Genomic DNA, 14,914 nt, shown 5'->3' on the forward strand with positions numbered 1-14,914 from the left:
CGTGGGCTCAGGCGAGCAGTTCCACCTCCGCCACGGTCGATTCGCCGTCCAGGACCAGGCGGTACTTCCCGTAGTTACCCGGCGAGGCGACGGAGAACGCGCGGGTCTGCTTGTCCCAGGTGAAGGACTGGCCCGAGCGCTTGTCGAGGGTCTTCCAGTGGGTGCCGTCCGAGGAGCCCTGGAGGGTCCAGCCGGTCGGCGCCTTGGTGTGGTCGGCGGACGACGTCAGCGTGTACTGCACCGCCTTGGTCTTCGCGCCGACCGGCAGGTCCACCGAGGTGACGGCCGCGTCCGTCGCCGAGGTGTTGTCGAACAGCGCGCCGTCGCCCTTCAGCACGTCCGCGCGCGGCGTCGGCACCTCGTCGTCCTGCGTGATCGACACGGGCGCCGCGTTCTTGCCGGTGCCCCACGACGACGGCTTCGAGCCCATGTCGAAGTCCAGGACACCGCCCTTGGAGATCACCGAGTGCGGCAGCGAGGTGGAGGTCCACTTCTTGCCGTTGACCCGAAGGCCCTGCACGTAGATGTTCTTCGCGCTGTTCTTCGGCGCCTTGATCACCAGGTCGCGGCCGTTCTCCAGGTGGACGGTCGTCTTCTTGAACAGCGGGGAGCCGATGGCGTACTCGCCGCTGCCCATGACCAGCGGGTAGAAGCCGAGCGAGGAGAACAGGTACCAGGCCGACTGCTCGCCGTTGTCCTCGTCGCCGTGGTAGCCCTGCCCGATGTCGCTGCCGGTGTAGAGGCGGGAGAGCACCTCGCGCACGTTCTTCTGGGTCTTCCAGGGCTGCCCGGCCGCGTCGTACATGTAGTTGACGTGGTGGGCGACCTGGTTGGAGTGCCCGTAGTTGCCCATCCGGACGTCACGCGCCTCGGTCATCTCGTGGATGACACCGCCGTAGGAGCCGGTGAACTCGGAGGAGGCCGTCTCCGGGGTGGAGAAGTACTCGTCGAGCTTGTCCGCGAGACCCGACTTGCCGCCGTAGAGATTGGCGAGACCCTGGCTGTCCTGCGGGGCGGTGAAGGCGTAGCCCCAGCCGTTGGTCTCGGTGTAGTCGTAGCCCCACACGCGCGGGTCGTACTTCGAGGACTCCACGCGCCAGTCGCCCTTGGCGTCCTTGCCCTGGAAGAAGCCGGCCTGGGAGTCGAAGAGGCTGACGTAGTCCTGGGCGCGGTTCAGGAAGTAGGCGGACTCCTCCTTGTAGCGCTTCTTGCCGGTCTGCTTGTAGAGCTTCTGGCCCATCTCGGCGATGCCGTAGTCGTTGAGGTAGCCCTCCAGCGCCCACGACAGACCCTCGTGGGTGTCGGTGCTCGTGTAGCCGAGGAACGGCGAGGTGTCCATGCCCTTGCGGCCGACGCCCGAGGACGGCGGGACGACGGTGGCGTTCTTCACCGCCGCGTCGTAGGCGGCCTCCGCGTCGAAGTCGACACCCTTGACGTACGCGTCCGCGAAGGCCACGTCCGAGGAGGTGCCGGTCATCAGGTCCGCGTAACCGGGCGAGGACCAGCGCGAGGTCCAGCCGCCGTCCTTGTACTGCTGCACGAAGCCGTCGACCATCTCACCGGCCTTGTCCGGCGTCAGGAACGAGTACGCGGGCCACGTGGTCCGGTAGGTGTCCCAGAAGCCGTTGTTGACGTACACCTTGCCGTCGACGATCTTGGCGCCGGTGTGCGTCGGGGTGTCCTGGCTCTCCATCTTCGAGAACGGCGACGCGTACTGGTACTTCTTGCCGACCTTCTCGAAGCCCGAGTTCGGGTACAGGTACAGCCGGTACAGGCTGGAGTACAGCGTGGTCAGCTGGTCCGCGGTGGCGCCCTCGACCTCGACCTTGCCGAGGATCTTGTCCCACTGCGCCTGCGCCCGTGCCTTGACGGTGTTGAAGGACGTGCCGGAGGGCAGTTCCTGGCGCAGGTTGTCCTTGGCCTGGTCGACGCTGATCAGCGAGGTGGCCAGACGCAGGGTGACCGTGTGGTCCGCGCCGGTCTTGAACTTCAGGTAGCCCTTGACGCCGGAGGAGTCGCCGTCGGTCACCTGCTTGTCGAAGACGCCGTAGACGAAGAGCCGGGTCGCGCCGGTCGACAGCCCGGACTTCACGTCCGAGTAGCCGGTGACGACACCGTTCTCCTTGTCGAGGGTCAGGCCCGCCTGGTCGGTGACGTTGTCGAAGACCACGCTCGCGTCGTCACCGGGATAGGTGAACCTCAGCGCCGCCGCGTGGTCCGTCGGCGCCATCTCCGCCTTGAGACCGTTCTCGAACGTCACGCCGTAGTAGTACGGCTTCGCGGTCTCGTTCTCGTGCCTGAAGGCCAGCTCGCGGGCGTCGCGCCCGGTGTCCGGAGTCCCGGACGCGGCCGACGGCATCACCTGGAAGGTCTGCCGGTCGCCCATCCACGGGCTCGGCTCGTGGCTCGCGCTGAACGCCTGGATCGTCGGCAGGTTGTCCGCGTTGTTGCCGCGCGCGTAGTCGTAGAGCCAGCTCAGCGAGGAGGCGTTGGTCACCGGCGTCCAGAAGTTGAAGCCGTTGGGCACGGCCGTCGCCGGGATGTTGTTGCCGCGGCTGAAACCGCCGCTGGAGTTGGTGCCGCGGGTGGTGAGCGCGTAGTCCGACAGATGCGCCTTCGGCTTCTCGGGCGCGACCGTCTTCAGCGCGACGTCGTCCAGCCAGCCGCGGAACTTCGCCGGGCCCTTGGGCGAGTCGTACGCCACGAGTATCCGGTCGACGGTCTTGCCGGCCGCGACCGAGCCGATGCCCGAGGTGACGCTGTTCCACTGGTTGACGTAGAGGGACTTCGCGGCGCCCTGGCCCTGCGGGGTCAGCGTGAACCCGTGCTGGTCGGTGGCGCCCAGGTCGCTCAGATAGGTGCCGTCCGTGAAGGCGAGGTCCACCGACACGTTCGTGGCGTCGTAGTCCAGATCACCGTCCGCCATCGACGGGAAGATCTTGTACGAGAGCTGGGTGTTCCGGGCGACGGCCACATTCACGTCGAAGACCTTGTTGTACGAGTACGCCCGGCCCTCGCCCTTGTGGGTGCCGGCGTAGCGCAGCGCCCGCTTGCCCGTGAAGCCCGCGCCCGCCTTCGCGGTCGGCGAGCCGCTGGGGCCCCGGTCGACCAGCGAGAGCATGTCCTCGGGCACCGGGTCGCCCTCGCTGCCGCCCGTGGAGAACTGGACGTCGGCGAGCTGCGTGGCGTCGGAGGCGCCGTTGTTCTTGGTGATCTCCAGACGGAAGTGCTGGTACTCGACGGGTTCCGCCAGGTCGTACGTCCTGGTCTGGAACCGCTCGGAGAACGACTCCCCGGTGCGGGTGTCGAGGGTCTTCCAGTCCTTGCCGTCCGCGGACCCCTGGAGCGTCCAGTCCTTGGGGTCGCGCTCGTCGTGGTCGTTGGCGGACGTCAGCGCGTACGCGGCCAGCTTGACCGGCGAGTCGAGGTCGAACTCCACCCAGCCGGTGGGTTCGAAGGTCAGCCACTTGGTGCTCGGCTCGACGTCGACGAGGTTCTCCTTGACCTCGCCCGAGCCGGTGTTCTCGCCGTTGGCCCGGACGTCGGTGACCTGGTTGGTCACATTGCCGGGAATGCCGCTGCTGTAGCCGCCGTCGACACCGGAGGCCCGCTTCGTGCCGTCGGCCGCCGTGTCGACCGTGTTCAGCCAGTCCGGTGCCGGGTCGTCCGCCTCGAACGAGGACGCGAACTCCCGGTCGGCCACCGCCCGTTCGGGGGGCCGGGCGACGGCGGCGCCCTGCGAGGCCGCCACCAGCGCCAGGGCGGCCGCCGAGACGACCGCCGAGGAACCCCATCTGAGCCGAGCTCTGTGATGCATGCGCGAGCACCCTCCCTGCGCCTTGGACAACGTTGTCAAATTCGCTGCGCAAGGACCAGTAGGTGGTCAAGTTAAGTGGGATGTCAAGGGTGTTGGATGTGGCGTCCGGGCCTTCTGCCTGACGGGGGCCGGTGCGGGCGCTTGTCAAGAGCGGATTGCGGGCCACCGGTGCGCGCCGGAGTTACGTGCGGCCACCCCGTATTTCCGCGAGGTCTCAACTCGGAAAAGACCGATGGCCAACCTTGCTTTCGATCTTGCTCCGTCCACAGGAAGTGGACTATACCTGTCGGCGTCCGCGTAGCCGTTCGACGGTTGTGGACCGGTACGACCCGGGGGACGGGGGAAGCGGCGGAATGCGCCGAAAACGCATCCGTCACTCGAATTCCGGCTGATCCCGGCACAAGGCACGACCCAGCTCTACCGACGTCCCTTCGCGGAGGCACCGGACTCCACGTCCGGCTCGCTCTTTTCCGCAGGGGTCCGGGGGGTGACCCCCGGGTAATGCAGTACCAACCGCGGTGCCCGGGGAGGATCCGGTTCACCGCCTGAGTCCTGGAGAAGGCGAGGACTTGAGCATGGGATCCACTTCCGCCGAGAACGGACGGGCCGAGGGTGTCGGCCGGCGCGATCTGATCAAGCGGTCCGCGGCGCTCGGTCTGGTCTCCGTACCGACGATGAGCTTCCTGTCCGCGTGTGCCAGCAGCGACAGCGGTTCGGACAACAAGGCCGAACAGGGCAAGAAGACGGCGAAGAATCCGCTGGGCGTCAATGATTCCGCCGCGCTTTCCGTGGTCATCTTCGACGGCGGATTCGGTACGAAGTACGCGACCGACGCGAACGCGGAGTACAAGAAGGCGTTCCCGAAGGCCAAGGTCAATTTCCATTCGACCCAGAAGATCCAGTCCGAGCTCCAGCCGAAGTTCAACGGCGGCACCCCGCCGGACCTCATCGACAACTCCGGCGCCCAGCAGATGGACATGGGCGTGCTCGTCGGCAAGAAGCAGCTCGCCGACCTGACGCCGCTCCTTGACGCGCCGTCCGTCGACGACCCGGACAAGAAGGTCCGCGACACGCTGCGCCCCGGCATCGTCGAGATGGGCCAGTTCGACGGCGACCCCGTGTGGATCATGTACTACGCCTACACGGTCTACGGCGTCTGGTACTCGCAGACCGCCCTGGAGAAGCTCGACTCGGAGTACCCCGAGGACTGGGACGCGATGCTCGCGCTGTGCGCGAAGGCCAAGAAGAAGGGCATCGCGGGCTGGACGTACGCGGGCAAGTACCCGTACTACCTGCCGTTCTCGCTGTACCCCTTCATCGCCAAGATCGGCGGCAGAGAGGTGCTCGACAAGATCGACAACCTCGAGCCGAACGCGTGGAAGGACCCCGCGGTCAAGGCCGCCTTCGAGGCGTACTACGAGCTCTACGCCAAGGGCTACATCCTCAAGGGCACCCCGGGCATCGACCACATCCAGTCCCAGACCTCCTGGGCCAAGGGCAAGGCGCTGTTCATCCCGAACGGCTCCTGGGTGGAGAACGAGTCCGCGAGCGTCATCCCGGACGACTTCAACCTCTCCGTCGGCGCGCCCTCCGGCCTCGACAGCTCGGACAAGCTGCCGTTCGGCACCATCTGGGCCTCCGGCGGCGAGCCGTACATCGTCCCGTCCAAGGCCGCCAACGTCGAGGGCGGCATGGAGCAGCTGCGCATCATGCTCAGCGAGGCCTCCTCGAAGAACTTCACCACCCAGGTCAAGTCGCTCTCCGCGCTCAACGGCGGCACCGAGGGCATCACCCTGACCCCGGGCCTGAAGTCCGCGGTCGCGGCCTTGGACAAGGCCGGCGACAACGTCGTGAACCCGCGGATCCAGGACTGGTACGTCAAGCTCCAGAAGGAGCAGATCGGCGTCGCGGGCCTCGGCGAGATGATGGCCGGCCGACTGACCCCGGCCGAGGCCATCAAGAAGATCCAGGGCTTCGCGGACGCGGCGGCCAAGGACCAGTCCATCAAGCACTACAAGCACCAGTCGTAGCAGAAGCGGTAGCAGCAGCACGTGCGCGGGCGTGACCAGCGGCGGCGGCCGCGAAACGATCGGGGTCGGTAACCATGCAACACGGCAAGTACCGGTTCATCGCGGGGTTCTTGATCGTCCCCCTGGCTCTGTACGCGATATTCGTCGTATGGCCGTTCATCCAGGCGATCTACTACTCGTTCACCGACTGGACCGGCCTGAGCCCCGACTTCAAGATGGTCGGTTTCGACAACTACACCAGAATGTTCGACGACGACGTCTTCTGGAAGTCGTTGCAGCACAGCCTGGTCTTCGCGCTGCTGCTGCCGCTGGTGACGCTGGGTCTCGCGCTGTTCTTCGCCTTCATGCTGAATGTCGGGGGGCGGCGCCGGAAGGGCGCCGCCATCACCGGCGTACGCGGCTCGGGTTTCTACAAGATCGCGTATTTCTTCCCGCAGGTGCTGTCGATCGCGATCGTCGCCCTGCTGTTCCAGTTCGCGTACAACCCGAATGACGGCGTGCTCAACGGCACGCTGAAAGCGGTCGGTCTCGGGGGTTTCCAGCCGAACTGGCTGGGCGATCCGGATCTCGCCCTGTGGTGCGTGATGGCGGTCCTGCTGTGGAGCACCGTCGGATTCTTCGTGGTGCTCTTCTCCGCCGGGATGGCCTCCATTCCGAAGGACTTCTACGAGGCCGCGCTCCTGGACGGTGCGAACCGTTCCACCACGTTCTTCCGGATCACCGTTCCCCTGCTCTGGGACACCGTGCAGTCGGGCTGGGTCTACATGGGAATCCTGGCCCTCGGAGCCGAGGCGTTCGCCGCCGTGCAGATCATGACGGTGGGCCCCGGCGGTCCCGACTACTCGACCACGGTGCTTCCGCTGTACGTCTACCAATCGGCGTTCCGCGACGCGAACGCCGCCTACGCAACGACGATCGGTGTCGCCCTGCTCATCGTCACGCTGCTGTTCGCGGCGGTCGTGATGCGGCTGGGCCGACGCGAGCGGCTGGAGTTCTAGTCCATGAAGACCACTGACACCCCGCCCGCCCGGCCGGTCGCGGACGAGCCCCGGGTCACCAAGACGAAGCCCGCCGCCGGGAAGGCGAAGAGCAGCGAGGGAGGCGTCCTCAACGTCTTCTCGCACGGCGTCCTGATCCTCTGGGCGATCATGGTCGTGCTGCCGCTGGTGTGGGCGGTGATGACGTCCTTCAAGGACGACGACTCCATCTTCAGCTCGCCCTGGTCGCTGCCCGACCGGCTGCACTTCGAGAACTGGTCACGGGCCTGGTCGCAGGCGCACATGAGCGACTACTTCGGCAACACGCTGATCGTGGTCGGCTGCTCGCTGGCCGGCACGCTGGTGCTCGGCTCGATGGCGGCGTACGTGCTGGCCCGGTTCGAATTCCCGGGCAACCGGTTCATCTACTTCCTGTTCGTCGGCGGCATGAGCTTCCCGGTGATGCTCGCCCTGGTGCCCCTGTTCTACGTGCTCAACAACATGGCGCTGCTGAACACGCTGCCGGGCCTGATCCTCGTCTACATCGCCTACTCGCTGCCGTTCACGGTGTTCTTCCTCACCTCGTTCTTCCGGACGCTGCCGACCTCGATCGCCGAGGCCGCGTTCGTCGACGGGGCCTCGCACACCCGGACCTTCTTCCAGATCATGCTGCCGATGGCCAAGCCGGGTCTGATCAGCGTCGGCATCTTCAACTTCCTCGGCCAGTGGAACCAGTACATGCTGCCGACGGTCCTCAACACCGACCCGGACAAAAAGGTCCTCTCCCAGGGCCTGGTCGAACTGGCCACCAGCCAGGGCTACAAGGGCGACTGGTCCGGTCTCTTCGCCGGTCTGGTGATGGCGATGCTGCCGGTGCTCGCCGCGTACGTGGTCTTCCAGCGCCAGGTCGTCCAGGGACTCACCGCCGGCGCCCTTAAGTAACCCGCCGTACCTGAGACGCCGCCCGGTCCTTTGCCGGGCGGCGTCGCCGTGCCGGGCCCCGGACCCCCGTACGGGGCACCGGGGGGCCCGTACGAGCACCCGTGTCGCTCGGATGCGGCTCAACCTCTTGACGGGAGGTAACCCCAACGGCTCAGCTTAGAGTTCACTAGTTGGACATAGGCGGGGCCTCATTGAAGCGGCCCCGTACGGGAGGTCGTCGTGGAGACTCCGGGGTCGCAGTCGTCGCTGCACCGGGCCAATCTGGAGCGCGTCGTCCGTGCGGTGCGTCTTGCCGGGTCGCTCACGCAGGCGGAGATCGCGAGGACGACGGGCCTGTCCGCCGCGACGGTCTCCAATATCGTGCGGGAGCTGAAGGAGGGCGGGACGGTCGAGGTCACGCCCACCTCAGCGGGCGGCCGTCGGGCCCGCAGCGTCTCGCTCAGCGGTGACGCCGGGATTGTGATCGGCGTGGACTTCGGGCACACGCACCTGCGCGTCGCGGTCGGGAACCTGGCCCACCAGGTGCTGGCCGAGGAGTCCGAGCCGCTCGACGTGGACGCCTCTGCGCCGCAGGGTTTCGACCGGGCCGAGGAGCTGGTCAGCAGGCTGATCGCGGCCACTGGGGTGGACCGCTCCAAGATCGCCGGGGTCGGCCTCGGCGTACCCGGGCCCATCGACGTCGAGTCCGGAACGCTCGGCTCCACCTCCATCCTGCCGGGCTGGACCGGCGCGCGGCCCGCCGAGGAGCTGCGGGGGCGGCTCGGCGTGCCCGTGCACGTGGACAACGACGCCAACCTCGGCGCCCTGGGCGAGCTGGTCTGGGGCAGCGGCCGGGGGGTCAAGGACCTGGCGTACATCAAGGTCGCCAGCGGGGTCGGCGCGGGGCTCGTGATCGAGGGGAAGATCTACCGGGGTCCGGGCGGCACGGCGGGGGAGATCGGGCACATCACCCTGGACGAGTCGGGCCCGGTCTGCCGCTGCGGCAACCGCGGCTGCCTGGAGACCTTCACGGCCGCCCGGTACGTCCTGCCGCTGCTCCAGTCCAGCCACGGCACGGACCTGAGCATGGAGGGCGTGGTCAGGCTGGCCAGGGACGGCGACCCGGGCTGCCGCCGGGTGATCGCCGACGTGGGCCGGCACATCGGCAGCGGGGTGGCGAACCTGTGCAACCTGCTGAACCCGAGCCGGGTGGTCCTCGGCGGCGACCTCGCCGAGGCCGGTGAGCTGGTCCTCGGGCCCATCAGGGAGTCCGTGGGCCGCTATGCCATCCCCAGCGCCGCACGGCAGCTCTCGGTGCTCCCGGGGGCGCTGGGCGGCCGCGCGGAGGTGCTCGGCGCGCTGGCCCTCGCGCTCAGCGAGATGGGCGATTCGACCCTTTTGGACGGCAGTGCCACGGGTTCACTCCCCGCGGCGACCCCTGCCTTCACTTAGAGAACGGATGGCACCGTTGCCATCTCGTTAAGGATTTACTTCTTGACGTCGCACGTGTGGCCGAGTTGACTTCCAGCCACCTCGGCCGCAACGTCGCGGCCTCGTCAGGGAGGTTTCTGAAGTGAACACGCGTATGCGTCGCGCCGCCTTCGCCGTCGCCGCCGGTGCGATGGCCGTCTCGCTGGCCGCCTGTGGCAGTGCCAAGGAGTCCGGCGACAAGAGCGACTCTTCGAGCTCCGCCTCGAAGAAGGGCGACGCCATCAAGGTGGGTCTGCTCCTGCCGGAGAACAAGACCGCGCGTTACGAGAAGTTCGACAAGCCCTTGATCGAGAAGAAGGTCAAGGAGCTCACGAACAACAAGGCCGAGCTGCTCTACAACAACGCCAAGCAGGACGCCAGCCTGCAGAGCCAGCAGGTCGACACGATGATCACCAACAAGGTCGACGTGCTGATCATCGACGCCGTGGACTCCAAGGCGATCGCGAACTCCGTCAAGAAGGCCGACGAGGCCGGCATCCCGGTCGTCGCCTACGACCGCCTGGCCGAGGGCCCGATCAAGGCCTACACCTCCTTCGACAACCAGGAGGTCGGCAAGACGCAGGGCAACGCCCTCCTGGAGGCCCTGGGCGACAAGGCCAAGGACGGCAAGATCGTCATGATGAACGGCGCGGTCACCGACCCGAACGCCGCCGACTTCAAGAAGGGCGCCCACTCCGTCCTCGACGGCAAGGTGACCGTCGGCAAGGAGTTCGACACCAAGGAGTGGGACCCGAACAACGCCAACGCCAACATGGAGTCGGCGATCTCGGCGCTCGGCAAGAAGAACATCGTCGGCGTCTACTCCGCCAACGACGGCATGGCCGGCGGTATCATCACCGCCCTCAAGGCCGCGGGCATCTCCGTCCCGGTCACCGGCCAGGACGCCGAGCTCGCCGGTGTGCAGCGCATCCTGACGGGTGAGCAGTACATGAGCGTCTACAAGTCCTACCCGCAGGAGGCCGAGGTCGCGGGCGAGATGGCCGTCGCCCTCGCCCAGGGCAAGTCGCTCGACTCGATCGCCAAGACCGAGGTGGACAGCGCGACCACCAAGAAGGTCCCGTCGGTGCTCGTCCCGGTCGTCTCGCTGACCACGAAGAACATCAACGAGACCGTCATCAAGGACGGCTACTACACGGTCGACGAGATCTGCACCACGAAGTACAAGTCCGCCTGCGACAAGGCCGGCGTCAAGTAAGCGGCTGAAACAGGCGCGAGCCACTGTCCGTGTACGGGAATCCGTCCTTGGATTCCCGTGACGGACGTGCGCACCCAAGGCTCCTCCGGCGCCCCGCTCACACCAGCCCCGCAAGCTCGTGCGGGGCGCCGGACGGATCACTTCCCCCCAATTCTTCTGCACAACCTCCCGCCGGGTCAGGCGGCGAAGGAGATGGTTCACGTGTCCGCTACGCCCGTGCTGGCGTTGCGCGGGGTCTCCAAGCGGTTCGGTGCCGTCCAGGCGCTCACCGACGTAGAGCTTGAGGTCCACGCCGGTGAGGTGGTCGCCCTGGTGGGCGACAACGGCGCCGGAAAGTCCACGCTGGTCAAGACGATCGCCGGCGTGCACCCCATCGATGAAGGCGCCATCGAGTGGGACGGCAAGGCCGTCTCGATCAGCAAGCCGCACGACGCCCAGGCCCTGGGCATCGCGACCGTCTACCAGGACCTCGCGCTGTGCGACAACATCGACGTCGTCGGCAATCTCTTCCTCGGACGCGAGCTGAAACGGTTCGGCGTCCTCGACGAGATCGAGATGGAGCGCCGCTCCCGCGAGCTGCTGACCACGCTGTCGATCCGCATCCCCAGCGTCCGTATTCCGATCGCCTCGCTCTCCGGCGGTCAGCGCCAGGTCGTGGCGATCGCCCGTTCCATGCTCGGCGAGCCCAAGCTCGTCATCCTCGACGAGCCCACCGCGGCCCTCGGCGTAGAGCAGACCGCCCAGGTGCTCGACCTCGTCGAGCGGCTGCGCGAGCGCGGCCACGCCGTCATCCTCATCAGCCACAACATGGCCGATGTGAAGGCCGTCGCGGACAAGGTCGCCGTGCTGCGCCTCGGGCGCAACAACGGCGTCTTCGAGGTCAAGTCGACCTCGCAGGAAGAGATCATCTCCGCCATCACCGGTGCCACGGAAAACGCCGTGACCCGCCGTGCGGCACGCAGCAACGGGGAGGCTCAGAAGTGAGCATCGACAAGACCTCCGCGGCCCCGCAGGACAAGCCCGCCGCCGAGAACCCCGAGGCGGCCGCCGCCGCGGTGACCGCCGTCGACCCCCGGCTGCTCGTCCGCGAGCAGGGTCTCGCCGGCTACGTCGGCGAATTCAAGCGCAAGATGCGCGCCGGTGAACTGGGCTCCATTCCGGTCATCATCGGCCTCGTCGTCATCTGCGTGGTCTTCCAGAGCCTGAACTCGGCCTTCCTCTCGGCCGAGAACATCAACAACATCACCATCACGATGGTCGGCACCGGGATGATCTCGGTCGGCATCGTGTTCGTGCTGCTGCTCGGTGAGATCGACCTGTCCGTCGGCTCGGTCAGCGGCGCGGCCAGCGCGCTGGCCGCCGTCTTCAGCGTCAACCAGGGCTGGCCCGAGTGGGTCGCCGTCCTGGTCGCGGTCGCCGTCGGCGCCGCCATCGGCGCAGCGCACGGCTTCTTCTTCGCCTACCTCGGGGCCCCGGCCTTCGCCGTCACCCTGGCGGGCCTGTTGTTCTGGCTCGGCTTCATGCTCCAGATCCTGGGCGACAACGGCACGATCAACCTCGACAGCGACGGCTTCATCGGCAAGCTGACCACGTACTACTTCTCGGACGTGGCCGCCGCCTACGGGCTCGCCGTGGTCGTGGTGGCGGTGTTCTTCGTCACCTCCTTCCTCGGCAACCGCCGCCGCGAGGCCGTCGGCGTCCCGTCCCGGCCGCTCAGCGACACCATCCTGCGCACGGTGCTGCTCGCCGTGATCGCCTTCGCCGGGGCTGTCATGTACAACCAGTACAAGGGCCTGCCCCTGGCCACGGTGATCTTCCTCGCCTTCCTGGTCGCCACCGACTTCGTCCTGCGCCGCACGACGTACGGCCGCAAGGTGTTCGCCCTCGGCGGCAGCGTCGAGGCCTCCCGCCGCGCCGGCATCAACGTCACGGCCGTCCGGATCTCGGTCTTCGCGATCTCCGGCCTCTTCGCCGCCATCGGCGGCCTCTTCCTGGCCTCCAAGATCGCCGCGGCCAACCAGAGCGCCGGCACCGGTGACCTGCTGATGAACGCGATCGCCGCGGCCGTCATCGGCGGCACCAGCCTCTTCGGCGGCCGGGGCCGCACCTGGAACGCCCTGCTGGGTGTCCTGGTGATCGTCTCCATCCAGTACGGCCTCCAGCTCGAGTCCATCGCCGAGCCGGTGAAGTACATGATCACCGCGGGCGTCCTGCTGACCACCGTCGTGATCGACTCGATCACCCGCAAGACCCAGAAGACGGCGGGTCGCGCCTGAGAAAGCCCGCACGAGCCGGTCGTACGACCGGCTCACGGCGGCACCACGGACCTGTGCCCGGTACCAATGGCGGTACCGGGCACAGCCGTGTCCCCACCGCACGCCGCCATTCGTGTGATGTACAAACGCCTGGGCCGGGCACTCGCACGACAGGCGGAACATTAGACTCGACAGACCCGGCAATCTCGAACGGCTCTACTGCAAGGAGGCACGGGTGCCGCTGCTGACCCGCATCACGGGACCGCGCGATCTGGACCGGCTCAGCCTGGAGGAGCTGGACCTGCTGGCCGAGGAGATCCGGAGCTTCCTCGTCGAAGCGGTCTCCAAGACCGGCGGCCACCTCGGTCCCAACCTCGGTGTCGTCGAACTCACCCTCGCCCTGCACCGCGTCTTCGAGTCGCCGAAGGACCGGATCCTCTTCGACACCGGACACCAGTCCTACGTCCACAAGCTGCTCACCGGGCGGCAGGACTTCTCGAAGCTGAAGATGAAGGGCGGCCTGTCCGGCTACCCCTCGCAGGCCGAGTCCGAGCACGACGTGATCGAGAACTCGCACGCCTCCACCGTCCTGGGCTGGGCCGACGGCCTGGCCAAGGCCAACGAGGTCCTGGAGCGCGACGCCCACGTCGTCGCCGTCATCGGTGACGGCGCCCTCACCGGCGGCATGGCCTGGGAGGCGCTCAACAACATCGCGGACGCCAAGGACCGCCCCCTGGTCATCGTCGTCAACGACAACGAGCGCTCCTACGCGCCGACCATCGGCGGCCTCGCCAACCACCTCGCCACCCTGCGCACCACCGACGGCTACGAGCGTTTCCTCGCCCGCGGCAAGGACCTCCTGGAGCGCACCCCCGTCGTCGGCCGGCCGCTCTACGACACCCTGCACGGCGCCAAGAAGGGCCTGAAGGACTTCATCGCCCCGCAGGGCATGTTCGAGGACCTGGGCCTGAAGTACGTCGGCCCGATCGACGGCCACGACATCGAGGCCCTGGAGTCCGCCCTGGTCCGCGCCAAGCGGTTCGGCGGCCCGGTCATCGTGCACTGCCTCACCGAGAAGGGCCGCGGCTACCAGCCCGCCCTCCAGGACGAGGCCGACCGCTTCCACGCCGTCGGCAAGATCCACCCGGACACCGGCCTGCCGATCACCTCCTCCGGCGCCGACTGGACCTCCGTCTTCGGCGAGGAGATGGTCAAGCTCGGCAAGGAGCGCAAGGACGTCGTGGCCATCACGGCCGCGATGCTCCAGCCGGTCGGCCTGGACAAGTTCGCCAAGGCGTTCCCGAAGCGGGTCTACGACGTCGGTATCGCCGAGCAGCACGGCGCCGTCTCCGCGGCAGGGCTCGCCACCGGCGGACTGCACCCCGTCTTCGCCGTGTACGCGACGTTCCTGAACCGCGCCTTCGACCAGGTGCTGATGGACGTGGCCCTGCACAAGTGCGGTGTCACCTTCGTCCTGGACCGCGCGGGCATCACCGGCACCGACGGCGCCTCGCACAACGGCATGTGGGACATGTCGATCCTCCAGGTGGTGCCCGGCCTCCGGCTCGCCGCGCCGCGCGACGCCGACCAGGTCCGCGCCCAGCTCCGCGAGGCCGTCGACGTGGACGACGCGCCGACCGTGGTCCGCTTCTCCAAGGGCGCGGTCGGCCCCGCGGTACCGGCCGTCGGCCGGGTCGGCTCCATGGACGTGCTGCGCGCCCCGGGCACCGACACCCCCGACGTGCTGCTCGTCTCCGTCGGCGCCCTCGCGCCCATGTGCCTGGAGATCGCCTCGCTCCTCGACCACCAGGGCATCTCCACCACCGTCGTCGACCCGCGCTGGGTCAAGCCCGTCGACGAGGCGATGGCCCCGCTCGCCGAGAAGCACCGCGTCGTCGTCACCGTCGAGGACAACTCCCGCGTCGGCGGCGTCGGCTCCACGATCGCGCAGGCCCTGCGGGACGCCGGGGTCGACGTACCGCTGCGGGACTTCGGCATCCCGCCGCGCTTCCTCGACCACGCCTCCCGCAAGGAGGTCCTCGCGGAGATCGGCCTGACCGCGCCGGACATCGCCCGTCAGGTCACGGGTCTGGTCTCGCAGCTCGACGGGGTCGAGCACCCGGGCGCCGGCGGGCGCACCGTCGCGGACAGCGTGGAGTCCGCCCGCGACTAGCGCTCCGCGTCCCGCACCCTTGTGAACGGGCCGGTGCCGCCACCCTGTACGGGTG

The 14,914-nt window shown here is 67.8% G+C and carries 9 protein-coding genes; 8 read left to right on the top strand and 1 reads right to left on the bottom strand.

Annotation, left to right across the window (positions count from 1 at the left end; genetic code table 11):
- Positions 1–7: 7 nt before the first annotated feature.
- Positions 8–3,817, bottom strand: coding sequence for a GH92 family glycosyl hydrolase (locus ACFV6E_RS09010; RefSeq protein ID WP_385460163.1), 3,810 nt, complete (start codon positions 3,815–3,817; stop codon positions 8–10).
- 575 nt (positions 3,818–4,392) lie between these two features.
- Between ACFV6E_RS09010 and ngcE the strand changes: the two genes are divergently transcribed.
- The 8 genes from ngcE (at position 4,393) to dxs (ending at position 14,859) form a co-directional block, all read left to right on the top strand.
- Entirely contained in the window at positions 4,393–5,847 is a 1,455-nt protein-coding gene (gene ngcE / locus ACFV6E_RS09015; RefSeq protein WP_385460165.1) for an N-acetylglucosamine/diacetylchitobiose ABC transporter substrate-binding protein, read from the top strand.
- A 74-nt stretch (positions 5,848–5,921) separates the two neighbouring features.
- A complete protein-coding gene (locus tag ACFV6E_RS09020) occupies positions 5,922–6,845 on the top strand; it encodes a carbohydrate ABC transporter permease (RefSeq protein ID WP_385460167.1) in 924 nt (307 codons plus the stop codon).
- 3 nt (positions 6,846–6,848) lie between these two features.
- Positions 6,849–7,766: a carbohydrate ABC transporter permease gene (locus ACFV6E_RS09025; protein ID WP_385173281.1), complete on the top strand. Its 918-nt coding sequence runs from the start codon at positions 6,849–6,851 to the stop codon at positions 7,764–7,766.
- A gap of 219 nt (positions 7,767–7,985) precedes the next feature.
- On the top strand, positions 7,986–9,197 hold the full coding sequence (locus ACFV6E_RS09030; protein ID WP_385460169.1) for an ROK family protein: 1,212 nt from the start codon (positions 7,986–7,988) through the stop codon (positions 9,195–9,197).
- A gap of 133 nt (positions 9,198–9,330) precedes the next feature.
- Positions 9,331–10,431 carry a substrate-binding domain-containing protein gene (locus tag ACFV6E_RS09035; RefSeq protein WP_385173294.1) on the top strand — a complete coding sequence of 367 codons (1,101 nt, stop codon included), beginning with the start codon at positions 9,331–9,333 and terminating at the stop codon, positions 10,429–10,431.
- A gap of 192 nt (positions 10,432–10,623) precedes the next feature.
- On the top strand, positions 10,624–11,415 hold the full coding sequence (locus tag ACFV6E_RS09040; RefSeq protein WP_385173286.1) for an ATP-binding cassette domain-containing protein: 792 nt from the start codon (positions 10,624–10,626) through the stop codon (positions 11,413–11,415).
- Positions 11,412–12,707 carry a sugar ABC transporter permease gene (locus tag ACFV6E_RS09045; protein ID WP_385173288.1) on the top strand — a complete coding sequence of 432 codons (1,296 nt, stop codon included), beginning with the start codon at positions 11,412–11,414 and terminating at the stop codon, positions 12,705–12,707. The genes ACFV6E_RS09040 and ACFV6E_RS09045 overlap by 4 nt, the downstream gene beginning before the upstream one ends.
- 214 nt (positions 12,708–12,921) lie before the next feature.
- A complete protein-coding gene (gene dxs, locus ACFV6E_RS09050) occupies positions 12,922–14,859 on the top strand; it encodes a 1-deoxy-D-xylulose-5-phosphate synthase (protein ID WP_385173291.1) in 1,938 nt (645 codons plus the stop codon).
- Positions 14,860–14,914: the final 55 nt, after the last annotated feature.

The sequence above is a fragment of the Streptomyces sp. NPDC059785 genome, assembly GCF_042732375.1.
In the GTDB taxonomy this organism is placed as follows: Bacteria; Actinomycetota; Actinomycetes; order Streptomycetales; family Streptomycetaceae; genus Streptomyces.